Here is a 21,825-nt window from a genome sequence, read left to right on the forward strand (position 1 = left end):
GGCCCGCAGGCCGGCCACGTCGTGCCGAATCGAAGATCAGCGCAGGTCGGGATCCGCGTTGAGCACGATATTGCTCATCACCCGCACACCCACCGCGAGCGCCCGCTCGTCCAGGTCGAAGGTCGGCTGATGCAGATCGAGCTGCTCGCCGTGCCCGGACCAGACACCGAGGCGCGCCATCGCACCCGGCACCTCCTCCAGGTACCACGAGAAGTCTTCGCCGCCACCGGATTGCATGGTGTCGGCCAGCGCGTCCGGGCCGATCATCCGGATCGCGTCCTCGAACATCCGGGTGGATTCCTCGTCGTTCACCACCGGCGGCACGCCGCGCCGGTAGTTCAGCTGGTAGCGCACGCCGGTCGGCGCGAGCAGCCCGTCGACGATCTCGCGGACCATCGGCTCCAACAGCGACCAGGTGGCGTGATCGCCGGTGCGGACGGTGCCGGTGAGCATGCCGGTCTGCGGAATCGCGTTGGGCGCCTTGCCCGCACTCACCGCGCCCCACACCATGACGGTGCTGGTCCGCGGGTCGATGCGCCGGCTGAGCAAACCGGGCAGGCCGGTGATCACAGTGCCGATGGCGTAGACCAGATCGCTGGTCAGGTGCGGGCGCGAGGTGTGCCCGCCCGGCGAATCCAGTACCAGCTCGATGGTGTCGGCGGCCGAGGTGATCGCGCCGACCCGGATGCCGATCCGGCCCACCTCGAGGCGCGGATCGCAGTGCAGCGCGAAAATCCGCTCCACACCCTCCATCGCGCCGGTGGCGACCACGTCGATCGCGCCGCCCGGCATCACCTCCTCGGCGGGCTGGAACACCAGGCGCACGCCGACCGGCAGCTCCGGCACCTCGGACAGCGCGAGCGCGGTGCCGAGCAGGATCGTGGTGTGCGCGTCGTGGCCGCACGCGTGCGAGACGCCGGGCACGGTGGAGGCGAAGCTGAGACCGGTGAACTCCTGGAGCGGCAGCGCGTCCATATCGGCGCGCAGGCCGATGCGCGGGCCTTCCGGGCCGATGTCACAGATGATCCCGGTGCCACCGGGTAACAGCTGCGGGGTGAGTCCCGCCTTGGTCAGCCACGACGAGATGAACTCGGTCGTGGCGAACTCGGTCCGGGAAAGTTCCGGGTGGGCGTGGATGTGCCGACGCCACTGCACGAGATCGACCGCGTGCTCGGCCAGCCATCCTTCGACGGCCGCCCGCCCGGTTACCGTGGTGTCCGGCATCGCGATGCTCTCGGGGCCCATCGTGACCAGGCACGCCCCCGCCTCTGAACCTCGCGCCGCCGAACGGCCGGTATTGCTCACCGAAATTCCTCCTGTCGTTGAACGAGCCGTTGCAACAACCTGTCCCTGTGTTCTTCATCGCCCGCGGCGGTGATCGCGGTACGCGCCAGTGCGAGCGAACCGTCGAGCACCGCTCGATCTGCCGAGGCGTTGACACTCGCCGCGGCGAAACCTGGCTGGTGGGTCACCGCGCCACCGGCATCAATGCCGATAACTGGGTGGATGCCCGGAATGACGTTGGTGACGTTGCCCATGTCCGTGCTTCCGAGCGGCCGCTGTGCCTCGAGCTCGGGTGCGATCGGCACTCGCCCCAATCCGGTTATCTGTTCGCGGTAGGCAAACAGTAACTCCGGATCGGGTGTCAGCTCGGTATATGTCGGCGCGACAGTCCGGATTTCCTGGTGGCAGCCGGTCGCGAGGGCGCCCGCCTCGAAACACGCCGACGCTCGTCGCATCAGATTGTCGAGTGACGCCGAGTCGACTGCACGTAGGTAATACAGCAGTTCCGCACGTCCGGGCACGATGTTGGGGGCTACCCCACCGTCGCCGACTATACCGTGAAGTTGCTGGCCAGGCTGGAGATGCTGCCTCAGCAATCCGAGGGCAACCTGGGTGACGGTGACCGCGTCGCCGGCGTTGAGACCCAGGTGCGGCGCGGCGCTCGCGTGCGCCTCGCGACCGTGGAACACCACCGACAGGTCGGCCATCGCGAGCGAATGCGCGCCCGCGATATCGAGCGGCCCGGGATGCACCATCATCGCCATCGCCACGTCGTCGAAGACGCCGCGCTCCAGCATCAGCACCTTGCCGCCGCCGCTCTCCTCGGCGGGCGTGCCGAGCACCAGCACGGTCAGCCCGAGCGCGTCGGCGACCTCCGCGAGACCGAGCGCGGCGCCCACCGACGCGGCGGCGATGATGTTGTGCCCGCAGGCATGTCCCATGCCCGGCAGCGCGTCGTACTCCGCGCACAGCGCGACCGTGAGCGGACCGCTACCGAAGCTCGCGCGGAACGCGGTCGGCAGCTCGGCCACGCCGGTCCGGATCTCGAAACCGCGCTCGGCGAGCGGCGCGATGGTCTTGGCCATGCTGCGCGTCTCTTCGAACGCCAGCTCCGGTTCGGCGTGGATCGAGTGCGAGAGATCGATCAGCAGATCGCCCGCGGTCTTGATGGCGGCGTCCGACAGCTGCACGGCCTCGGCACGCGCGCTGCGGTAGTCGCTGCGTGATTCCTGGTGCCCGCTGCGCGGTGGTGGCATGGCACACAGTCTTGCACTGCACCGCAAACCGAGCGTGGCTCAGATCGCGGCTACTGCCCGGGCAACCTTGCTCGAGCTGCGAATTCAGATGTTCGCGGGAACGATCAGCCCGCGGCGAAGGCGAGGTTGTCCGGGGTGGTCGGCACCGCGAGACCGGCGAGCGCCTTGGCGTGCAGCGCGCTCTTGATCACCGGCAGATTGGGTTTGCGGTTGCTCGCCAGGGCCGCGGCGCGCGCAACAGCGGTCGCCAGCAACGACTCGGCATCGGCCTTGTCGTCGACGATGCCCGCGGCGATCGCCTCGTCGGCCGGGTAGCGGTGGCCGGTGGTCATCGCCTGCACGCAGACCTGATTCGCCAGCCGCTCGGTGAGCAGCGCGTTCATACCGACCGTGAACGGCATGCCCAGGTGCACCTCGGGCAGGCAGTAGAAGCCGCGGTCCGCCCGCATCACCCGGAAGTCGTGCGAGGTGGCCAGCATGGCGCCCGCGCCGAACGCGTGCCCGTTGATCGCCGCCACCGTCGGCATCGGGAACTGCAGCAAGCGGGTGTACAGCGTGTGCACGCGATCCAGGTAGGCGTGCGTCTTGTCCAGATTGCCGAACAGCCAGTCCGTGTCGAGCCCGTTGCTGTAGAACTTGCCGGTCGCCACCGTCACCAGCGCGGCCGGGCCCTCAGAGCCCTCCACCTTGTCCAGCACCCGATGGAACTCATCGATCCAGTCCGGGTGGAAGCGGTTCTCGCTGTCGGTCTGCCCCTCGTTCCCGAGGTACACGACGAACACTTCCCCTTCACGTTCCAGATACGGCATGCGAGGAGCGTATCCGGCACACCCCGAACTTCCTACTCATGGGTAGCAACATCACAGTTGACGGCCGCGCACGTCGAACCCGCTGCACTACCCCGCCGAAACAGGCAGTCCACACCACGCATCGGCACAACGCCGCCGCCATACCACTCCCCGCCCGAAGCGAGTCCGCTAACGCGCAGTCCGCAACACCCATCCCGCGGTACACGCCGCCACGCCACTCCACACCCCAATCCCCCCACCACGAAGCGAGTCCGCCGAAACGCACAGTCCGCAACACCCATCCCGCGGTACACGCCGCCACGCCACTCCACACCCCAATCCCCCCACCACGAAGCGAGTCCGCCGAAACGCACAGTCCGCAACACCCATCCCGCGGTACACCACCACGCCACTCCCCCACCCACGTCCCCACCACGGAGCGAGTCTTACGAGCGACCCGTTCGCGGCCGTCTCGCGGCCCAGCGGCCGAAGCGCATGCGCCGCAGGCGCGAGTCTCGGCCGCTGGGCCGCGAGACACCAGGGGCCGCGAACACGCCGCGCCCGCGCGGCCAAAAACCCGACTATCGTGTGTTTCCATGCTTGCCGAACAGGCCGCCGAGGCGATCGCCGAACGTACTGGAGTGCCGCGTCATCGCGTTGCGGTGGTGCTCGGATCGGGTTGGCAGGAGGCGGCGGCCGAGATCGGTTCGCCGGTCGCCTCGGTTCCGATGTCGGAGTTGCCTGGTTTCGGTATGCCGAGCGCGCAGGGGCACGGCGGCATGGTGCATTCGGTCGGTGTCGGTGACACTCCGGTGCTGCTGTTGATGGGTCGTCAGCACCTGTATGAGGGTTATCAGCCCGGTGATGTGGTGCATCCGGTCAGTGCGGCGATCGCGGCGGGGGCCGAGATCGTGCTGCTCACCAATGCCGCGGGCGGTATCCGTGCGGGGCTGCGGGTCGGCGAGCCGGTGTTGATCGGCGATCATTTGAACTTGACCGGGCGGACTCCGCTGACGGGTGCCACCTTCGTGGATCTGGTCGATGCCTGGGATCCCGAATTGCGGGCTCTGGCAAAGGAAATCGATCCGAGCCTGACCGAGGGTGTGTATGCGGGCCTGACCGGCCCGCAGTACGAGACGCCCGCGGAGATCCGGATGTTGCGCACCATGGGCGCCGATCTGGTCGGTATGTCGACGGTGCTCGAGGTGATCGCGTGCCGGGCGCTGGGCGCGCGGGTGCTGGGTATCTCGCTGGTCACCAACTTGGCCGCGGGTGTCACCGGCGGGCATCTGTCGCACGCCGAGGTGCTCGCCGAAGGCCATGCCGCCGCACCGCGTTTGGGCAAGCTGCTGCGCGGCGTGCTGGAACGGGTCTAGATGCTGCGCTTCGGCACCGCGGGCTTGCGGGGTCCGTTGCAGGACGGCCCTGACGGCATGAATGTGCACACGGTGTCCAGGGCGAGCGCGGGCCTGGTCGAGTGGTTGCGCGGCCGCTGCCTCGGCGGCGGCGCGGTGATCGTCGGCCGCGACGCCAGGCACGGGTCGGCCGAGTTCGCCACGGCGACCGCGGAAATCTTTGCCGCAGCGGGCTTTCCGGTGACGCTGCTGCCGCGCCCGCTGCCCACCCCGGTGGTCGCCTACGCGGTGCGTGAACTCGGCGCGGTGGCGGGAGTGCAGATCACCGCCTCGCACAATCCCGCCACCGACAACGGTTACAAGGTCTATCTCGACGGCGGCTCGCAGTTGCTCGCCCCGGCAGACACCGAGATCGAACGTTGCATCGATGCGGTCACCGAGCCGATCGCGCGCACGCCGGTCGCACCGTCGGACGACGATGTGGTGCGGCGCTATCTGGCCCGAGTGGCGTCGTTGCCGGGCTTGATCGGCGGTCCCGGTGCGCGCGCACCGATCCGGATCGCGCTGACCACACTGCACGGCGTCGGCGGCGAGCTGGTGCGGCAGGCGATGACTGCGGCGGGTTTCACCGATGTGCACGTGGTCGAGGAGCAGTTCGCACCGGATCCCGACTTCCCGACCGTCGCGTTTCCGAACCCGGAGGAGCCGGGCGCCACCGATCTCCTGCTCGCGCTGGCCGCACGGGTCGACGCCGACGTGGCGATCGCGCTGGATCCGGATGCCGACCGTTGCGCCGTGGGAATTCCGTTGCCGGACAACACCTGGCGCATGCTGCGTGGCGACGAGACCGGCGCGTTGCTCGGCGACTGTGTGCTGCGCACCGCACCGCCGGACGCACTGGTGGCGACGACGATCGTGTCCTCCCGGCTGCTCGCCAGGATCGCCGCGGCGCGCGGTGCGCGCTATGCGGAGACGCTCACCGGGTTCAAATGGCTGGCCCGGGCGGGCGACGGCCTGGCCTACGCCTACGAGGAGGCGATCGGCCACTGCGTCGACCCGGCGACGGTCCGGGACAAGGACGGCATCTCGGCCGCCGTGCTGGCTGCCGACCTGGTGGCGCGGCTGAAGGCGGCGGATCGCACGCTGCGCGACGAACTGGACGACTACGCCGTCGAATTCGGCCTGTACAGCACGGATCAGGTGTCGCTGCGCCTCGCCGCACCCGCGGCCGCGGCCGAGGTGGTCGCCCGCTTGCGGGCGAACCCGCCGGACGAGATCGCGGGCGAGCCGGTGAAGTACACCGACCTGCTCCAGGTGCGCGGGCGGATGCGCACCGACGCGTTGATCTTCGAGGGCGCGGGCACGCGCCTGGTGGTCCGGCCGTCGGGCACCGAGCCGAAACTCAAGTGCTATCTGGAGGTGCTGACCCCGGTCGGCGACCGGTCCGAGTTGGCCACCGCCAGGACAACTGCGGGACAACACCTTTCCGTCCTGCGCGAATACTGCCGACAGCTCTGATCGCCCAGGCATCATCATTTGATGACGGCGATGCACTGTACTCACTGCGGCGGCGACGGCCTGGTCCCCGGTTTCATCGAGGATTCCGGCGACAGTTCCCGCGGCCACGTCCGCTGGACCGAAGGCGCCCTGGAGATCGGCTCCTGGGGCGCCATCCGCACCGGGCGGCCACACTGGCTGGTCGATGCCTATCGATGTCGGGACTGCTCGCACCTGGTCCTGTTCACCAGACCTCAGGAGAAGTAAGGAGCGGTCAGCGGGGGCCGAACTGCCGATCGCCTGCGTCGCCGAGGCCGGGGACGATGTAGGCGTTCTCGTTCAGGCCCTCGTCGACAGCCGCGGTGACCAGGCGCACCGGGTGCCCCGACGCGGCCAGCGCGGCCACCCCCTCCGGCGCGGCGACCACGCAGATCGCGGTGATGTCGGTGGCGCCGCGGGCGGCGAGCAATTCCAGGGTGTGCCGCATCGAGCCGCCGGTGGCCAGCATCGGATCGAGCACGTAGACCGGGAGTCCGGCCAGATCGTCGGGCAGCGACTCCATATACGGGACCGGCTGGTGGCTCTGCTCGTCGCGCGCGATACCGACGAAGCCGACCCTGGCGTCGGGGATCAACTCGGCGGCCGCGTCCACCATGCCGAGGCCCGCGCGCAGCACCGGCACCAGCAGCGGCGGCTGGGCCAGCCGCGCGCCCTGGGTGACGGCCACCGGGGTACTGATCTCGAATCGCTGCGCGGGCGCGTCGCGCAGCGCCTCGTAGATGAGGATGCGGGTGAGATCGCGCAGCGCGGTACGGAAGGCGGAATTGTCGGTTCGCGCATCTCGCATCGTGGTCAACAGGGCGGCGGCGAGCGGGTGGTCCACGGTGTCAGTACGCATGAGGGAACGATAAAGTGAGTCAGGGTCCGCCGCCGAAAGCTCGCCCCGAAAGTTTTTTCGCATCGGTGGGAACCGAACGGGAAGAGCGCGCGTCGAACCAAGTGGATGACGTACTCTGCCTGGGAACAAGGATGGGGGAAGCTCTGATGCGGAAGATGTCGGCGGATACCGAGGGCATCGCGGCCTACGGCGCGACCGCGCATGTGATGGCCGGAGAAATGGCCACGGCCGCGGCCGGCGCGGCGGCGGCCGAACCCGCATTACTGGGCCCGGTCATGGGACTGATCGGCGGCGATTTCATGACCGCCTACGCCGCGGCGCACGCCGGGCACGTCGCCGCCATCGGGCAATTGTCCGCGGTGCTGACCAGCATGGGCGGCGCGGCCACCGGCGCCGCCGCGGTACTCACCGAAACCGACGTCGACCACGCGGGATCGCTGCAGAGCGCGGCCGCCGAACTGGACGGGTGAGCCTGTGATCGATATCGAGGCCCTGGCCAAACCGATCATCGAACTGCTGTCCAGCTTCGGTTCCGGCGTACTGTCCTCCGGCGGTCCCTCCGACGCGCTGCGCAGCACGTCGAGCGTGGTCGACCAGATCCACCAGATGGGTCGCGACAGCATCAACGGTATGAACACGGCCTGGGACGGCCAGGCCGCCGATGCCGCCACCGCCAAGGCGCTGCGGGTGCAGACCTCCGCCGCCACCATCTCCGACCGTGGCAACGACATGGCAACCGTGGTGAATCAGGCCGCGGCCCAGGTCGAGACGGGCCAGAAGGAACTCACCGGCATCGTCGAGTCGTTCGTGAACACCGCCGTGAGCGCGGGCCCCGCGCTGGCCACGCCGGCGGGCATGACGATGATCGTCGGTTCCGCGATCGACCACCTCGGGCAGGCGCTCAACGTGGTGGGCCGGGTGCGCAGCGAACTGGATACGCAGACCGCCTCGATGACCGAGCTGACGCCGCCACCGTCCACGCCGTCGCTCGCGGGCACGGCGACCTCCGCCGCGAGCGCGCAGCAGTTCGTGTCGACCGCGACCAGCGCGCTCAGCGGCGCGGGTTCGATGGCCAGCGGCCTGATGAGCTCCGCGATGTCCACCATCCCGACGTCGATGCCGAGCACCACCGCCAATACCCAGAACGCGCCGAGCACCACCACGAAGCCGAACACGGGTTCGTCGGGTCTGTCGGCCGACGGCAAGGGCGTGAAGATCACGCTGCCCGACGGCAGTGTCGTCGAGGCACCCAACGAGAAGGCGGCGACCGCCGTCCGCTCGGCGATCAGCGCGGTCGGCACCCCGTATGTGTGGGGCGGCAACACCCCCGGCGCCGGATTGGATTGCAGCGGACTCACCAAATACGCCTACGGCGAAGCCGGCGTCGACATCCCTAGACTGGCCGCCGATCAGGCCACCGGAAGTCCGGTCTCCCCCGGCGACCTGATGCCCGGCGATCTGGCCATCTGGGATGGCCACGTCGCCATGGTGATCGGCAACGGACAGTTCGTCGAGGCCGGTAACCCGGTCCAGATCAGCTCTATTCGAACGGAGAACTCAGGAATGGGCTTCCACGGCTTCTACCGGCCGACGTCATGACGCAGCCGCAGATTCCGAACGTCACGGTGGCCGCCAGCACCAACCGGTCCGGGACCATCTCGGTGCGCGCCACCGATCAGGGCATGCCGGTGGAGATCAAGTTCGAGCGCAGCGAATACCGTTACGGTGCCCAGACTCTCGCGAACGAGATCCTGCGGCTCACCAAGCGCTCCACCGTCGCCGCGAAAGCCCGCAGGCGTGAATTGCTGGCCGAGGCCGGCATGCCCGCCGACATCCTCGACCGGCTCGGCCTGCCCACCCGGCAGGCCGCGGTCGACGAGCTGGACCGGATCGACGACGCGGACACCGGACCGACGACTTGGATGAGGCCCGTATGAGCGAGCGAGGCGAGCGAACAATGGACACAGCCGCCCCGGCGGTCATGCGGGAGTCGAACGCCGGCGAGGCGGACGCATGAGCGCTGAGATGGATGCTTTGGTCGCCAACGCGACGCAGAAGCTGGAGGCGCTGGAGGCGGCGCTGTATGGCCTCAAGCAGGTCCGGGGCCGCCACACCACCGACGACGGCTCGGTCACCGTCGAGGTGGACAGCGACGGCGCGCTCGTCGCGCTGAGCCTCGCCGAGACCGTCACCTCGTTGCCGCCGGCCGAGGTCGGACAGCTGATCGTCTGGGCCTGCAGGCAGGCCGCGGAGGACGCGGGCAACCAGCGCTCGAAGGTCGTTGCGACACTGAACGAGTCGTTCGTTCCGCCGGCGAACCCCGCCGGCGGAACCATTGGGGGCGGGCCGGATAGTGCCTGACGCGGAAGGTAGATAGGCTTCCGCTCATGGCTTCTGGAGACATCGTCCCGATCGAGCTCGGCCTGACCGACGGCGATCTCGTCACCCTGTGGGCACCGCGCTGGCGAGACGGTGACGACGAGTGGGAGGCGTTCCTCGGACACGAGGACTCCCTCTACGGTTTCGAGACCGTTGCGGAGCTGGCCGCGTTCATCCGGACCAACTCCGACAACGACCTCGTCGACCATCCGGCGTGGAAGGTCGTCGCCGGGCTGTCGGCGGTGGAACTGGAGCCGGAGGAGAACTTCTCCTTCGATCTGGTCGCCGTGCCGGAGCTGGCGGCGGGCGAGCCCGAGGTGGAGACCATCGCCGAGCTCGAGGACACCCTCGGCATGGTCCGCAACATCGGCGAGGTGTGCGAACTGGAGACGGTGACCAAGTTCTTCGGGTCGCATCCGGTGCTCGGCGCGCTGCCCGGCGGCGTGAACGCCTTCATCGGCCGCGACGGCGAAGAGCTGTGGGATCAGATCGGCGCCGCGATCGCCAAGGGCTGGGACGACGTGCTGGACGCCATCGACTCGGTGGTGCAGACCCCCGAGGTCGACGCGGCGGCCGTCGCCGTCGCCGAGGCCGAACTGCTCGCCGCCGAGGAGAACGTGGTCGACGCCGACGACGCGGCGGACAACGAAGAGGACGAGTTCGAGCCCGTCGACCTGGATGCCGACGACGAGGACGACGAGGACGAGGACGAATCGTTCTGGCACGAGGTCGGCATCGACCCGGTCAAGATCGTCACCTCCGACGGCACGTACTTCACGCTGCGCTGTTACCTGGACGACGAGCCGATCTTCCTCGGCAGCGACAACGCGATCACGGTGTTCACCTCCGAGCGCGCGCTGGCCCGCTACCTGGCCGACGATCACGAGCACGACCTGGCGCGGGTCAGCACCTTCACCGAGGTACAGACCGCCGCGGTGGACGGCTCGCTGGAGGTCGAGGTCACCGACGAGAACGTCTACGTGCTACCCGGGCTGGCCGACGATCTGGCCGAGGGCCCGGAAGCGGTCGACATCGAACAGCTCGACCTGGCGGTCGAATTGTTCACCGACGCCTCCGACTACGCGGGCGACGATGTCGTGGAACAGGCCCTGGCCCAGTCCAATCCGCTCGGCTGGTACGTGTCGTACCTGCTGAACCCGGACCCGAGCCGGATGGCGCCCAACCCGCCGTTCGCCGCCGAGGCGCAGTCCTGGCGGGAGCTGGAGCGCAATTTCGAATCCCGGCTCAACCCGCAGTAGAGCCGGATCCGCAGTAGCCACGAGCCCCCGCCGCAGACGCGACGGGGGCTCGGCTGTGTTCGGCTTCGGTTGCCGCCGTGGTCAATTCACCGCTGTGGTCAATTCACCGCCGGGGTCAATTCAGCCGGATCCAGATCTGTTCGGCCCGGCCGAGCAGCCGGTCGTCGGCGCCGTAGACGGCGGTGGAGGCGAACGATTTGCGGCCCTGCTCACCGTGCGCCTCGCCGACCACGACGCAGTGCTCGCCGACCGTGGGCACGTCGTGCACCGTCGCGGTCATGGAGCCGAGCAGGGCGGGCCGGTCCATCATGCCGGGCAGCGACCAGCCACCGGGACAATCCATGGCGGCCCACACGATGGCGGGGCCGAGCGGGAGCGAGGCGTCCGGAATCCACGGTGCCGCCACCCGGCCCGGGTCCACCGCGCCCGCCTCGATGCGCAGGCCGTCGGCGCGGCCGCTGCCGCAGACGAAGCAGGACGCGAACATCTCGTTGGATTGATACGAACTCGCGGCCACCGCGGCCGTCGCGTAGGGCACCGATTGCGGTGCGGCGCGGTCGAATTCCCCGGCCCGGGTCTCGGCGACCAGGGTGTCACCGTCGTACAGGTGTCCGTCGCGCAGGTCGAGCGGGGTGTCCAGCGGCGGGCGGTTGCGCAGGATCACGGTGACCGCGGCTTCATCGCGCTGTTCGGCGAGCAAGCCGCCCACGTAGCCACCGTTACCGGTGCCCGGCGGGCCGTTGAATCGACTCGGAATGCGCAGTGTCGCCATAACGGCCACGCTAGCGAAACCGGGTGCAGCCACCCACGGACTGTCACCCGGTTCACACCAGAACCTAGCCGAGCAGCACCGCGTAGCCCGGCTTGATGATGTCGTCGATGATCCGCAGCCGCTCCGGGAACGGGATGAACGCCGACTTCATCGCGTTGATGGTGAAACGCTCCAGATCGCTCCAGCCGTAGTCGAACGTGTCGACCAGCTTGAGCATCTCCTTGCTCATGGTGGTGTCACTCATCAGCCGGTTGTCGGTGTTCACCGTGACCCGGAAGCGCAGCCGGGCCAGCAGGTCGAACGGGTGCTTGTCGAGTGAGGGCACCGCACCGGTCTGCACGTTCGACGACGGACAGAGCTCCAGCGGGATGCGCATATCCCGCACGTAGTTCGCGACCAGTCCCAGGCGGGCGTCCTCGATCGCGCCGGGCACGCTGATGTCGTCGGTGATCCGCACGCCGTGGCCGAGCCGGTCACAGCCGCAGAAGGCGAGCGCCTCGTGGATCGAGGGCAGCCCGAACGCCTCGCCGGCATGGATGGTGAAGTGCGCGCTGTTGGCGCGCATGTACTCGAAGGCGTCCAGGTGCCGGCTGGGCGGGAACCCGGCCTCCGCCCCGGCGATATCGAAGCCGCCCACGCCGCGATCCCGGAAGCGCACGGTGAGCTCGGCGATCTCGCGCGACCGGGCCGCGTGCCGCATGGCGGTGAGCAGGCAGGTCACCACGATCGGGCGGCCCGCCGCCGCGGCGGCCGCCTCACCCTCCCGGAAGCCGGCCAGGGTGTGCTCGACGACTTCGTCGAGGGTCAGTCCGCGCTCGAGATGCTGTTCGGGGGCGAAACGCACCTCGGCGTACACCACCCCGTCCGCGGAAAGGTCTTCCGCGCATTCGCGGGCGACCCGGCGCAGGCCCTCCGGCGTCTGCATGACGGCGACGGTGTGCGCGAACGTTTCCAGATACAGTTCCAGCGATCCGCTGTCGGCCGCGTCCCGGAACCAGGCGGCCAGCGCCGCCTCGTCCGTGGCGGGTAGGTCCGCATAGCCGCACTCGGCGGCCAGCTCCAGCACCGTGGCGGGCCGTAGACCACCGTCGAGGTGGTCGTGCAGCAGCGCTTTTGGCGCCTGTCGGATCGAGGCAAGGGTCAATGCGGTCGGTCCAGTCATGTAATGACGGTAGCCGCACCTCGCCGGAACGGCACCCGACTGACGCAGTGGCAACCATCTCGTTGCCCACCCATCCCGTGACGGCCCACACCCGGACACCGGACAGTCGCCCGGCAGAATGCGGCGCTGGTGCCGCATCCAGCCGATCCACCGTTGTCCACCAGCCTGTTTCGTGCGGCGACGGACGTGCGAGCCGGGCCGGTGCAGCTGCTCAGACGCCGATTCGACCGAGGAGCAAAGGGGCAGTGGGCTTCTCGCCGGTGTCGCCGATGGCGACAGCCTCCCGCAGCGCGTCCTGCGCACCGGCGAACGCGTCCGGGGTATCGGTGTGCAGGGTGAGCAACGGCTGCCCGGCAGTGACGGAATCGCCTGGCTTGGCATGCATTTCGACGCCCGCGCCGAACTGCACCGGATCGCCCTGCCTGGCCCGGCCCGCGCCGAGCCGCCACGCCGCGAGGCCGACACCCATGGCATCCAGGCGGGTGAGCACGCCGTCCCGCTCGGCCGTCACGACCTCGGTGTGTTTCGCGGTGGGCAGCGCGGCATCCGGGTCGCCACCTTGCGCCCGGACCATCGCACGCCAGTGATCCATCGCCCGGCCGTCGGCCAGCACGTCCGCCGGGTCGACGTCGAGCCCGGCCAGCGCGACCATCTCGCGCGCGAGCGTGACGGTGAGTTCGACGATGTCCGCGGGCCCGCCCCCGGCGAGCACCGCCACCGACTCGGCCACCTCCAGCGCGTTACCCGCCGTCCGGCCGAGCGGGGTGTCCATCGCGGTGAGCAGCGCCACCGTGCGCACGCCCGCGTCGGTGCCCAATTCGACCATGGCCGTGGCCAATTCGCGCGCGCCGTCGAGCGTCTTCAGGAACGCGCCGGCGCCGACCTTCACGTCGAGCACCAAGGCCGCGGTGCCCTCCGCGATCTTCTTGCTCATGATCGAACTGGCGATCAACGGGATGGATTCCACGGTGCCGGTGACATCGCGCAGTGCGTAGAGCCGTTTGTCCGCCGGTGCCAGGTCGGCGCCCGCCGCGCACACCACCGCGCCGACGGCGGGGTCGCTGAGCAACTCGCGCATCCGCGGCACCGGAACGTCGGCCTGCCAGCCGGGAATGGCTTCGAGCTTGTCGAGCGTGCCGCCGGTGTGGCCGAGCCCGCGCCCGGACAACTGCGGGACGGCCGCGCCGCACGCGGCGACCAGCGGCGCCAACGGCAGCGTGATCTTGTCACCCACGCCGCCGGTCGAATGCTTGTCCACCGTGGGCCGGGGCAGATCGGTGAAGTCCATCCGGCGGCCGGAAGCGATCATCGCGGCGGTCCAGCGCGCGGTCTCGCGCCGGGTCATCCCCCGCCACACGATCGCCATGGCCAGGGCCGACATCTGCTCGTCGGCCACCACCCCCTTGGTGAACCCGTCGATCACCCAGTCGATCTGGGCGTCCGACAGCGCGCCGCCGTCGCGCTTGGTGGTGATGATCGAAACCGCGTCCAGTGCCGTCACATTCGCCAGTCTGGCACGAGCCGGCCGTCGAGAGCTGGTTCTTGTCGGTACCCTCCGATAGCCTCAGCGCATCAATCGAACACGGGGCAAGGGGGACCAATGACATTTGCACACCTCGACCGTCGCGTCCGCGAGCTGGCGACGCGCGTCACCGATATCGAAGACACGCACAGCGAGTCGCTGTACCGGCTTTCCAGGAGCGCGGCCTGCTGCCGGATCGAGACGGGGCGGCTGATCGCGCACGCGGACAGCGTCAGCCGGGCCTTCACCTTGATCATGGAGCGGCTGGGGATACCGCCGACGGAGTTTCCTCCGGTCGCCTGCGCCACCGAGGACGACATCGACGCCGCCCTCGACGCGGACTGCTGAGGACTGTTCAGCCTGGTTGCAAGTAGGGGTGCGGCTACAGCTGGCCGGCGTCCAGGTCGTCGGGACCGAAGGCGTCGGGGAGCAGGGTGGCGAGGCGGACGGGTCCGTTCCGGTGATCGACCAGTAGGTCGGACCCGCCGTGCTCGTAGAGGAGCTGGCGGCAGCGCCCACAGGGCATCAGGATTTCGCCGCGGGAATCGCACACGGCGAGGGCGAGCAACCGGCCCCCGCCGCCGGAATGCAAGTTACCGATGAGTACGCATTCGGCACACAGGGTCAAACCATATGAGACATTTTCCACATTGCAGCCCCGCACAATTCGACCATCGGCGCTGAGAGCCGCTGCTCCGACCGGAAACCGCGAGTACGGTACATAGGCATTACGCATTACTTGAATTGCGTTGTCACGCAGGGATTTCCAGTCGATTTCCGGCATCGTGAACCCCTTCCCGAGCGAGCCCGACCTGGCCGCAACGGGCCCTCGGCGGAACCCTTCACGCATCAAGAAAGGCAAACCTAACCCGCCCGACTGTAGCGCAACGCACGGCACGCCGAATTAGTTCCGGCAAACCGAGAGGATTAGAGTCCAAATAGATCGGTTCAGGTTCCCGGCAGCGGGCCGCAACGCAGCCACCTGGGCATATGCCCCGGAACGCAGCCGGCGTCGAATCAGCGAACCGGGTCCATCAACGACGTTGGAGGCACCGCACTCTATGACCACGATAGAAGCTCCGGCCCAGCCGAAGCGGAAGACGCTGTACCGAGGCGACCCCGGAATGTGGTCCTGGGCGCTGCACCGGATCACCGGTTGCACCATCTTCTTCTTCCTCTTCGTGCACGTCTTGGATACCGCGCTGGTCCGAGTCAGTCCGGACACCTACAACCAGGCGATCGAGACCTACAAGACGCCCATCGTCGCCCTGATGGAAATGGGCCTGGTCGTCGTCGTGCTCTTCCACGCGCTCAACGGCGTCCGCGTGATCCTGGTCGACTTCTGGGCCAAGGGCCCCAAGTACCAGCGCACGATGCTCTGGATCATCCTCGCGATCTGGTTCCTGCTGGCGGTGCCCGCCATCGGCCGCCAGTTCTTCTACCTCTTCACGGAGCACTGAGATGAGCGCACCTGTCCTGGGTAAGTCTTACGACCGGCCGGCCAGCCTGGATTCGCCGCGCTCGCCCCGCGCCCGCTCGAAGAACAACTTCGAGATGTACGCCTGGGTGTTCATGCGCTTCTCCGGCCTGCTGCTGATCGTCCTCGTGCTCGGCCACATGACGATCATGCTGCTGCTCGACGGCGGCGTGAAGCGGCTCAACTTCGGTTTCGTCGCCGGCCGCTGGGCCAGCCCGTTCTGGCAGATCTGGGACCTGACCATGCTCTGGCTCGCCCAGCTGCACGGCGGTAACGGCCTGCGCACGGTGATCGCGGACTACTCGCGCAAGGACTCGACTCGGTTCTGGCTGAACACCCTGCTGGCCATTTCGATGATCCTGATCCTGGCCGTCGGCACGTACGTCATCTTCACCTTCGACCCCAACATCAGTTAGGAACAGGCCACTTCGATGAGTGAATCGCGGATTCAGGAGCATCGCTACGACGTCGTGATCGTCGGTGCCGGTGGCGCCGGCATGCGCGCGGCGATCGAGGCCGGGCCCCGGGCGCGTACCGCCGTCCTGACCAAGTTGTACCCGACCCGCAGCCACACCGGCGCGGCACAGGGTGGCATGTGCGCCGCACTGGCGAACGTCGAAGAAGACAACTGGGAATGGCACACCTTCGACACCGTCAAGGGTGGCGACTACCTGGTCGACCAGGATGCCGCGGAGATCATGGCCAAGGAGGCCATCGACGCGGTGATGGACCTGGAGAAGATGGGTCTGCCGTTCAACCGGACGCCCGAGGGCAAGATCGACCAGCGTCGTTTCGGTGGTCACACCCGCGATCACGGCAAGGCCCCGGTGCGGCGCGCGTGCTACGCGGCCGACCGCACCGGTCACATGATCCTGCAGACGCTGTACCAGAACTGCGTCAAGCACGACGTCGAGTTCTACAACGAGTTCTACGTGCTCGACCTGGTGCTCAGCGACACCGACCGGGGTCAGGTCGCCACCGGCGTGGTGGCCTACGAGCTGGCCACCGGTGACATCCACGTCTTCCACGCGAAGTCGATCATCTTCGCCACCGGCGGTTCCGGCCGGATGTACAAGACCACCTCGAACGCGCACACGCTGACCGGCGACGGCATGGCGATCGTGTTCCGCAAGGGTCTTCCGTTGGAGGACATGGAATTCCACCAGTTCCATCCGACGGGCCTGGCCGGTCTCGGCATCCTGATCTCCGAAGCCGTGCGCGGCGAGGGCGGCATCCTGCGCAACGCCAGCGGTGAGCGCTTCATGGAGCGCTACGCCCCCACCATCAAGGACCTCGCGCCGCGCGACATCGTCGCCCGCTCGATGGTGCTCGAGGTGCTCGAGGGTCGCGGTGCCGGGCCGAACAAGGACTACGTCTACATCGACGTGACCCACCTCGGCGAGGACGTGCTCGAGGAGAAGCTGCCCGACATCACCGAATTCGCGCGCACCTACCTGGGTGTCGACCCGGTGACCGAGCTGGTGCCGGTCATGCCGACCTGTCACTACGTGATGGGTGGTATCCCGACCAAGATCCGCGGCGAGGTGCTGCGCAACAACACCGACGTGGTGCCCGGCCTGTACGCCGCGGGCGAGTGCGCCTGCGTGTCGGTGCACGGCTCCAACCGCCTCGGCACCAACTCGCTGCTCGACATCAACGTGTTCGGCCGCCGCGCCGGCATCGCCGCCGCCGAGTACGCGCACCGCACCGAGTTCGTGGACCTGCCGGACAAGCCCGCGCAGATGGTGCAGGACTGGCTCGCGCTGATCCTGTCCGAGCACGGCGACGAGCGGGTCGCCGACATCCGCACCGAGCTGCAGTACACGATGGACATGAACGCCGCCGTGTTCCGCACCGAGGACACCCTCAAGCAGGCCCTCACCGATATCCACGTGCTGAAGGAGCGCTACAGCCGGATCACGGTGCAGGACAAGGGCAAGCGCTACAACAGCGATCTGCTGGAAGCCGTCGAGCTCGGCTTCCTGCTGGAGCTGGCCGAAGTCACCGTCGTCGGTGCGCTCAACCGGAAGGAATCGCGCGGCGGCCACGCGCGCGAGGACTACCCGGACCGCGACGACGTGAACTTCATGCGGCACACGATGGCCTACAAGGAAAGCGCGGATCTGATCTCCGATATCCGCCTCGACTTCAAGCCGGTGGTGCAGACCCGTTACGAGCCGATGGAGCGTAAGTACTGATGACTGCCGTACTCGAAAAGAATCCTCCCGCCAAGCCCGCGCCGGTACCCGAGGGCTCCGTGATGGTCACCGTCAAGGTGGCCCGGTTCAACCCGGAGGACGACAAGGGTGCGCACTGGGAGTCGTTCCAGGTGCCGGTGCTGCCGACGGACCGATTCCTCAACGTGCTCATCTACATCAAGTCCTACCTGGACGGCACGCTGACGTTCCGGCGGTCCTGCGCGCACGGTGTGTGCGGCTCGGACGCCATGCGGATCAACGGGGTCAACCGGTTGGCCTGCAAGGTGCTGATGAAGGACATGCTGCCCAAGGGCGACAAGACCCTCACCATCACCGTCGAGCCGATCCGCGGCCTGCCCGTGGAGAAGGACCTCGTGGTGAACATGGAGCCGTTCTTCGACGCGTTCCGCGCGGTGAAGCCGTACCTGATGACCTCGGGCAACGAGCCGACCCGCGAGCGCATCCAGTCGCAGGCCGACCGTGCGCGCTTCGATGACACCACCAAGTGCATCCTCTGCGCGTGCTGCACCACCTCGTGCCCGGTGTACTGGAGCGACGGCAGCTACTTCGGCCCCGCCGCCATCGTCAACGCGCACCGCTTCATTTTCGACAGCCGCGACGAGGGTGCCCGCGAACGCCTCGACATCCTCAACGATGTCGAAGGCGTCTGGCGCTGCCGCACCACCTTCAACTGCACCGACGCGTGCCCCCGTGGCATCGAGGTCACCAAGGCCATCCAGGAAGTCAAGCGCGCCCTCCTCTTCGCCCGCTGACCCCGGCCCCGAAGGCCGCCTCCATCGAAAGATGCAGGCGGCCTTCGTCGTTCCTGGGTGTCAGTTGTCGTAGGAGGCGACGCCGACGGGGCCGACGCCGAGGCAGGTGGTGAGGTTCGGGGTGCGGGAGGAGATGCGGAGGGCGGAGCCGCTGCCGGTCAGGCGGACGTAGACGGTGTTGAGGCCTGCGCGGACCGGGACGGTCACGGGGTTGCCGTGTTCGAAGGCGACCGCGAGTTTGCCGTCGCGGCCGGCCAGATAGTTGAGCTGAGCGGTCCATTCGTGTTCGAGCATGGGGCCGTCGAGCCGGACCGCGACCGGGTCGCCGCCGTGAATGCGATAGCCGCACTGGGGATCCGGGCCCGGCAGGATGCGCCGGTTCCACCAGACCTGGGCGTCGACGACGGTGCCGGTGTCGGTGATCATGCGCAGCCGCGGGGTCGAGTCGGCGAAGGTGCCCGGCGCGGCGACGGGGGCGAGTACCCGGCTGGCCAGGTTCTGCGGATAGGCCAGCGGGTTCAGCACGTCCCAGGGGACCTCCTGCTCGAGCAGCGGCACCCCGTCCCACTGTGCGAGGGCCGACTTCACGTTCGCCACATAGGTTTTCGTCGGACTCGGCTGCCAGGACCGCACGAAAGTACCGGTGGAGCACAAGCTGCTGACGACGAACAACGCCGTCAGCACGACCGCGGTACGGGTCCCGAACTGCCGAGGTAGCGGCCGGCGCGGACGCGCTCGCAGGAGCAGGGCACCCACGACGGCGAACGGCACGCCCAGATCGGCGAAGTAGCGCAGCGACTGCATGAGTTCGGCGGCCGTGTTCGGTCCGCCGCGCACCAGCGCCACCGGTAGCTGCAGCAACAACACATAGGCGACGGCGAGCACCCACACCGGCCACACCCCGCGCCGCGCGTACACCGACAGTGCCACCACCGAAATCAGCACCGCCCAGGCCAGTACGACGGCGCCGCCCGGCGGATCGGCCCAGGGCGCGGCGGGCAGCCAGCGCTCCCACCGCCACGGCCCGCCGGCCAGCGCGGGCACCACGCCGAGCGAGGTCGCATTGGGCAGCCAGTCCCGCATGCCCTCCGGATTGTTGTGCACACCGGAGACGCCGACGACCGCCAGATACCCCGCCAGCCAGCACATCAGCACCAAACCCGAACCCACCCACAAGCACTTGCCGCGCCGCGCCACCTCGCACACCACAGCTCCCCGCCCACCGCCGCGCCGCTCTCCCCCAGCGTGCTCGAGCACCGCAGGTTCCCCATCGCCAACGCGCCGCTGGGGTCCGTCACTGCGCTGCTGCGGTCCGTCGACGTGCTGCGCGAGCACCACAGATTCCCGCCCACCGCCGCGCTGCTGCGTTCCGTCGATGTACTGCGCGCGCCCCGATTCTCGCCCGCCGCCGTGCTGCCGGTCGATGTACTGCGTCAGCGCCGCGACCGCGAACGCGACGAACGGCACGATCACCGACTTCTCGAAGAACAGGAGCGCGACAGCGAGCACGACGATCCCGGAGATCGCGTAGCGGCGGCAGCCGGTGCGCAGCAAGAGCAGGGCGTCTCCGACGACCCAGGCGAGCGCGAATTGCAGGGGCAGCGTGTTCAATGCGGCCGACCACCACGCGAAGGCCGGCAACGTCACGGGTGCGAAGAGAAAGAAGACGAGCGGCACCAGCAGCGCCCACCGCAAGCCGAGCAGCAGGCGCACCATGCGCAGTACCGCGACCGAGACCGCGAGCTGCCCGAGGACCAGCACCAGCATCGGTCCCGCCCAGACCAGCGGCGCCGCCCGCGTCACCACCCAGGCGACGACGAAGGCGAGCGGCATGAAATGCCCGTCGTGGTTGTGCAGCAACAGTTCCGTGGACAGCAGCGGATAACGACCGGCGCGGCCGACCAGGATCAGGTCGTCCCAGTAGAAGTAGCCGCTGGCCGCCACCCAGCCCCGAAGTAGGAGTTGCAGAGCGATCAAAGCACCCGCGACGAGCAGGACTGGCGGCACGCGCCGAGACCGGCCGACGGGAGCCACCGGACCACCGGACCGCGCGGCACCGACCGCAACCGTGCGATGCGCGGACCGCACCTCACTCGCCGGGCTCGCGGGCGCGCCGCTCGAGTCCCGACCGGACCCGACCTTCGGTGCGACCGCAGCGGTGTCCATGCCGCCCCACCCTAGTGGCGGCCCGCGCGGGTTCGGCGCAACCGCGGACGCGCGCGATCAGGCCGCGTAGCCGGTCGCCTTCGCCACTTCGACGCGCACCGCGACCCGGACCTCGCCCGGGGCGGGCAGCGCGTGGTCCTGACCGTCGTACTTCCAGGACAGTGCGTGACCGACCCGCAGATCGTCGTCGTGCGTGATGCTCGCGCGCCCGCGCAGTTCGACGTAGCTCTCGCCGTCCGCCGAGTCGATCACCGTCACGCTGACCCGCGGGTCGCGCAGCATGTTCCGGTGCTTGAGCCGGCCGGCCAAGGTGGAGAACAGCAGGTCGTTGCCGTCCCGCAGCACCCACATCGCGGAGGTCTGCGGACTGCCGTCGGCGTTCAGGGTGGCGAGCACCGCGTAGTTCTTGCCGTCGAGCAGGGCGATGGTGGCGGGGCTGAGCGTGATTCCCATGTCTGGACAGTAGGCGACGCGCCGGGCACCGCTCGACTGTTTTCCGGGCCGGCTGGTCCGTCCGGCGGCGATCGCGAGCAATGTGCCGGCACTACCGCGGGGTTGCCGGTAAGTTGATCTTGGACGTGTTCTCCAGGTTGCCGACACATCGTCAGCCACGCCACACCGCTCACCGTGCGTGGCCCGGAGGAAGGCGCTCATTCATGTTCATGCTCCGCACCGCGATCGCCGCCACCATGCTCACCTGCCCGGCCCTGGTCGCCGCGGCGGCGACGGCCTCCGCCCCGACCGGTACTGCGCCACATCGGGATTCCGCAGTAAGCGCGGTCGTCACCACCCACCTCCCCGGACCGGGCGCCTCGCAGGCCGTGCTCAGCACACTGCTGTACCCGGGCCTCGTCCCGGTCGCGGCACCGCGCCGCACGGTGCTCAACAGCGTGCTGTATCCGGGTCTGGTCGACACCGCGGGCCCGCTCGGCACCGGCGGCGCCGCCCTCGGTCTCGGCCTGGCCGCGCTGATCGGCACCGGCAGCGCGATGCTGGGGACGGGCAGCGCCGCCGCCGCACCGTGGGCGGCCGTGCTCGG

At 68.7% G+C, this 21,825-nt stretch carries 24 protein-coding genes; 14 read left to right on the forward strand and 10 right to left on the reverse strand.

Annotation, left to right across the window (positions count from 1 at the left end):
* Window positions 1–36: 36 nt before the first annotated feature.
* The 3 genes from NVU01S_RS37300 to NVU01S_RS37310 all read right to left on the reverse strand — a co-directional run bounded on the left by NVU01S_RS37300 (window position 37) and on the right by NVU01S_RS37310 (window position 3,349).
* Complete coding sequence (locus tag NVU01S_RS37300) at window positions 37–1,224, reverse strand: M20 family metallopeptidase (protein ID WP_043672250.1); 1,188 nt, start codon at window positions 1,222–1,224, stop codon at window positions 37–39.
* Between the two features lie 77 nt (window positions 1,225–1,301).
* Window positions 1,302–2,540, reverse strand: a complete 1,239-nt coding sequence (locus NVU01S_RS37305; protein ID WP_244467292.1) for a M20 family metallopeptidase — start codon at window positions 2,538–2,540, stop codon at window positions 1,302–1,304.
* Window positions 2,541–2,644: 104 nt separating this feature from the next.
* Window positions 2,645–3,349: an enoyl-CoA hydratase/isomerase family protein gene (locus tag NVU01S_RS37310; RefSeq protein WP_043672135.1), complete on the reverse strand. Its 705-nt coding sequence runs from the start codon at window positions 3,347–3,349 to the stop codon at window positions 2,645–2,647.
* Between the two features lie 575 nt (window positions 3,350–3,924).
* On the opposite strand from NVU01S_RS37310, the gene NVU01S_RS37315 reads away from it, so the two are divergent.
* Genes NVU01S_RS37315 through NVU01S_RS37325 form a run of 3 tightly spaced genes read left to right on the forward strand, consistent with a single transcriptional unit; the run spans window position 3,925 to window position 6,447 of the window.
* Complete coding sequence (locus NVU01S_RS37315; protein WP_043672138.1) at window positions 3,925–4,704, forward strand: purine-nucleoside phosphorylase; 780 nt, start codon at window positions 3,925–3,927, stop codon at window positions 4,702–4,704.
* Entirely contained in the window at window positions 4,705–6,201 is a 1,497-nt protein-coding gene (locus NVU01S_RS37320) for a phospho-sugar mutase (protein ID WP_043672141.1), read from the forward strand.
* 21 nt (window positions 6,202–6,222) lie between these two features.
* The gene (locus NVU01S_RS37325; RefSeq protein WP_014981909.1) at window positions 6,223–6,447 is read left to right on the forward strand and encodes a hypothetical protein; all 225 of its coding nucleotides are present in this window, start codon (window positions 6,223–6,225) and stop codon (window positions 6,445–6,447) included.
* 7 nt (window positions 6,448–6,454) lie between these two features.
* Here the strand turns inward: NVU01S_RS37325 and upp are convergent, their stop codons facing one another.
* Window positions 6,455–7,078: a uracil phosphoribosyltransferase gene (gene upp, locus NVU01S_RS37330; RefSeq protein ID WP_043672144.1), complete on the reverse strand. Its 624-nt coding sequence runs from the start codon at window positions 7,076–7,078 to the stop codon at window positions 6,455–6,457.
* A 146-nt stretch (window positions 7,079–7,224) separates the two neighbouring features.
* On the opposite strand from upp, the gene NVU01S_RS37335 reads away from it, so the two are divergent.
* The 5 genes from NVU01S_RS37335 to NVU01S_RS37355 all read left to right on the forward strand — a co-directional run bounded on the left by NVU01S_RS37335 (window position 7,225) and on the right by NVU01S_RS37355 (window position 10,716).
* Window positions 7,225–7,548, forward strand: a complete 324-nt coding sequence (locus NVU01S_RS37335) for a type VII secretion target (RefSeq protein ID WP_043672256.1) — start codon at window positions 7,225–7,227, stop codon at window positions 7,546–7,548.
* Between the two features lie 4 nt (window positions 7,549–7,552).
* Window positions 7,553–8,677, forward strand: a complete 1,125-nt coding sequence (locus tag NVU01S_RS37340; RefSeq protein WP_043672147.1) for a C40 family peptidase — start codon at window positions 7,553–7,555, stop codon at window positions 8,675–8,677.
* Window positions 8,674–9,015: a hypothetical protein gene (locus NVU01S_RS37345; RefSeq protein WP_029898586.1), complete on the forward strand. Its 342-nt coding sequence runs from the start codon at window positions 8,674–8,676 to the stop codon at window positions 9,013–9,015. The genes NVU01S_RS37340 and NVU01S_RS37345 overlap by 4 nt, the downstream gene beginning before the upstream one ends.
* 76 nt (window positions 9,016–9,091) lie before the next feature.
* Window positions 9,092–9,439 (forward strand): YbaB/EbfC family nucleoid-associated protein, encoded by a 348-nt coding sequence (locus NVU01S_RS37350; protein ID WP_014981904.1) that lies wholly within the window; start codon window positions 9,092–9,094, stop codon window positions 9,437–9,439.
* Window positions 9,440–9,465: 26 nt separating this feature from the next.
* Entirely contained in the window at window positions 9,466–10,716 is a 1,251-nt protein-coding gene (locus NVU01S_RS37355) for a SatS C-terminal domain-containing protein (RefSeq protein WP_043672150.1), read from the forward strand.
* A gap of 115 nt (window positions 10,717–10,831) precedes the next feature.
* On the opposite strand, the gene NVU01S_RS37360 is transcribed toward NVU01S_RS37355, so the two are convergent.
* From NVU01S_RS37360 to NVU01S_RS37370, 3 genes are all read right to left on the reverse strand, one after another.
* Window positions 10,832–11,488, reverse strand: a complete 657-nt coding sequence (locus NVU01S_RS37360; protein WP_052280704.1) for a hypothetical protein — start codon at window positions 11,486–11,488, stop codon at window positions 10,832–10,834.
* A 64-nt stretch (window positions 11,489–11,552) separates the two neighbouring features.
* The gene (locus tag NVU01S_RS37365) at window positions 11,553–12,650 is read right to left on the reverse strand and encodes an adenosine deaminase (RefSeq protein ID WP_014981901.1); all 1,098 of its coding nucleotides are present in this window, start codon (window positions 12,648–12,650) and stop codon (window positions 11,553–11,555) included.
* 211 nt (window positions 12,651–12,861) lie between these two features.
* Window positions 12,862–14,151: a thymidine phosphorylase gene (locus NVU01S_RS37370; RefSeq protein ID WP_052280705.1), complete on the reverse strand. Its 1,290-nt coding sequence runs from the start codon at window positions 14,149–14,151 to the stop codon at window positions 12,862–12,864.
* Window positions 14,152–14,250: 99 nt separating this feature from the next.
* Here NVU01S_RS37370 and NVU01S_RS37375 point away from each other — a divergent pair, with 99 nt between their 5' ends.
* The gene (locus NVU01S_RS37375; RefSeq protein ID WP_043672153.1) at window positions 14,251–14,520 is read left to right on the forward strand and encodes a hypothetical protein; all 270 of its coding nucleotides are present in this window, start codon (window positions 14,251–14,253) and stop codon (window positions 14,518–14,520) included.
* Between the two features lie 34 nt (window positions 14,521–14,554).
* Here NVU01S_RS37375 and NVU01S_RS37380 read toward each other — a convergent pair whose 3' ends face one another.
* Entirely contained in the window at window positions 14,555–14,956 is a 402-nt protein-coding gene (locus tag NVU01S_RS37380; protein ID WP_043672156.1) for a cytidine deaminase, read from the reverse strand.
* Window positions 14,957–15,233: 277 nt separating this feature from the next.
* Between NVU01S_RS37380 and sdhC the strand changes: the two genes are divergently transcribed.
* The 4 genes from sdhC to NVU01S_RS37400 are packed head-to-tail and all read left to right on the forward strand — an operon-like array spanning window position 15,234 to window position 18,620.
* A complete protein-coding gene (gene sdhC / locus NVU01S_RS37385; RefSeq protein WP_081593903.1) occupies window positions 15,234–15,632 on the forward strand; it encodes a succinate dehydrogenase, cytochrome b556 subunit in 399 nt (132 codons plus the stop codon).
* Between the two features lies 1 nt (window position 15,633).
* The gene (locus tag NVU01S_RS37390) at window positions 15,634–16,065 is read left to right on the forward strand and encodes a succinate dehydrogenase hydrophobic membrane anchor subunit (RefSeq protein WP_014981896.1); all 432 of its coding nucleotides are present in this window, start codon (window positions 15,634–15,636) and stop codon (window positions 16,063–16,065) included.
* Window positions 16,066–16,095: 30 nt separating this feature from the next.
* Window positions 16,096–17,847 carry a succinate dehydrogenase flavoprotein subunit gene (gene sdhA / locus NVU01S_RS37395; RefSeq protein WP_043672265.1) on the forward strand — a complete coding sequence of 584 codons (1,752 nt, stop codon included), beginning with the start codon at window positions 16,096–16,098 and terminating at the stop codon, window positions 17,845–17,847.
* On the forward strand, window positions 17,847–18,620 hold the full coding sequence (locus NVU01S_RS37400; protein ID WP_041562427.1) for a succinate dehydrogenase iron-sulfur subunit: 774 nt from the start codon (window positions 17,847–17,849) through the stop codon (window positions 18,618–18,620). The genes sdhA and NVU01S_RS37400 overlap by 1 nt, the downstream gene beginning before the upstream one ends.
* Window positions 18,621–18,680: 60 nt before the next feature.
* Here the strand turns inward: NVU01S_RS37400 and NVU01S_RS37405 are convergent, their stop codons facing one another.
* Both NVU01S_RS37405 and NVU01S_RS37410 read right to left on the reverse strand, forming a co-directional pair.
* Window positions 18,681–20,786 carry a hypothetical protein gene (locus tag NVU01S_RS37405; RefSeq protein ID WP_052280706.1) on the reverse strand — a complete coding sequence of 702 codons (2,106 nt, stop codon included), beginning with the start codon at window positions 20,784–20,786 and terminating at the stop codon, window positions 18,681–18,683.
* A gap of 57 nt (window positions 20,787–20,843) precedes the next feature.
* On the reverse strand, window positions 20,844–21,239 hold the full coding sequence (locus NVU01S_RS37410; protein WP_043672159.1) for a PPOX class F420-dependent oxidoreductase: 396 nt from the start codon (window positions 21,237–21,239) through the stop codon (window positions 20,844–20,846).
* Between the two features lie 203 nt (window positions 21,240–21,442).
* On the opposite strand from NVU01S_RS37410, the gene NVU01S_RS37415 reads away from it, so the two are divergent.
* The coding region (locus NVU01S_RS37415) for a hypothetical protein (RefSeq protein WP_156522240.1) at window positions 21,443–21,825 on the forward strand (383 nt) is incomplete at its 3' end.

Source organism: Nocardia vulneris, from assembly GCF_001613425.1.
In the GTDB taxonomy this organism is placed as follows: Bacteria; Actinomycetota; Actinomycetes; order Mycobacteriales; family Mycobacteriaceae; genus Nocardia; species Nocardia vulneris.

Excerpts from the sequence above, each read along its gene's own strand:
- NVU01S_RS37300 (WP_043672250.1), bottom strand. The coding sequence starts at position 1,224 with ATGCCGGACACCACGGTAACCGGGCGGGCGGCCGTCGAAGGATGGCTG.
- NVU01S_RS37305 (WP_244467292.1), bottom strand. The coding sequence starts at position 2,540 with ATGCCACCACCGCGCAGCGGGCACCAGGAATCACGCAGCGACTACCGC.
- NVU01S_RS37310 (WP_043672135.1), bottom strand. The coding sequence starts at position 3,349 with ATGCCGTATCTGGAACGTGAAGGGGAAGTGTTCGTCGTGTACCTCGGG.
- NVU01S_RS37315 (WP_043672138.1), top strand. The coding sequence starts at position 3,925 with ATGCTTGCCGAACAGGCCGCCGAGGCGATCGCCGAACGTACTGGAGTG.
- NVU01S_RS37320 (WP_043672141.1), top strand. The coding sequence starts at position 4,705 with ATGCTGCGCTTCGGCACCGCGGGCTTGCGGGGTCCGTTGCAGGACGGC.
- NVU01S_RS37325 (WP_014981909.1), top strand. The coding sequence starts at position 6,223 with ATGACGGCGATGCACTGTACTCACTGCGGCGGCGACGGCCTGGTCCCC.
- upp (WP_043672144.1), bottom strand. The coding sequence starts at position 7,078 with ATGCGTACTGACACCGTGGACCACCCGCTCGCCGCCGCCCTGTTGACC.
- NVU01S_RS37335 (WP_043672256.1), top strand. The coding sequence starts at position 7,225 with ATGCGGAAGATGTCGGCGGATACCGAGGGCATCGCGGCCTACGGCGCG.
- NVU01S_RS37345 (WP_029898586.1), top strand. The coding sequence starts at position 8,674 with ATGACGCAGCCGCAGATTCCGAACGTCACGGTGGCCGCCAGCACCAAC.
- NVU01S_RS37350 (WP_014981904.1), top strand. The coding sequence starts at position 9,092 with ATGAGCGCTGAGATGGATGCTTTGGTCGCCAACGCGACGCAGAAGCTG.
- NVU01S_RS37355 (WP_043672150.1), top strand. The coding sequence starts at position 9,466 with ATGGCTTCTGGAGACATCGTCCCGATCGAGCTCGGCCTGACCGACGGC.
- NVU01S_RS37360 (WP_052280704.1), bottom strand. The coding sequence starts at position 11,488 with ATGGCGACACTGCGCATTCCGAGTCGATTCAACGGCCCGCCGGGCACC.
- NVU01S_RS37365 (WP_014981901.1), bottom strand. The coding sequence starts at position 12,650 with ATGACTGGACCGACCGCATTGACCCTTGCCTCGATCCGACAGGCGCCA.
- NVU01S_RS37375 (WP_043672153.1), top strand. The coding sequence starts at position 14,251 with ATGACATTTGCACACCTCGACCGTCGCGTCCGCGAGCTGGCGACGCGC.
- NVU01S_RS37380 (WP_043672156.1), bottom strand. The coding sequence starts at position 14,956 with ATGCCGGAAATCGACTGGAAATCCCTGCGTGACAACGCAATTCAAGTA.
- sdhC (WP_081593903.1), top strand. The coding sequence starts at position 15,234 with ATGACCACGATAGAAGCTCCGGCCCAGCCGAAGCGGAAGACGCTGTAC.
- NVU01S_RS37390 (WP_014981896.1), top strand. The coding sequence starts at position 15,634 with ATGAGCGCACCTGTCCTGGGTAAGTCTTACGACCGGCCGGCCAGCCTG.
- NVU01S_RS37400 (WP_041562427.1), top strand. The coding sequence starts at position 17,847 with ATGACTGCCGTACTCGAAAAGAATCCTCCCGCCAAGCCCGCGCCGGTA.
- NVU01S_RS37405 (WP_052280706.1), bottom strand. The coding sequence starts at position 20,786 with ATGGACACCGCTGCGGTCGCACCGAAGGTCGGGTCCGGTCGGGACTCG.
- NVU01S_RS37410 (WP_043672159.1), bottom strand. The coding sequence starts at position 21,239 with ATGGGAATCACGCTCAGCCCCGCCACCATCGCCCTGCTCGACGGCAAG.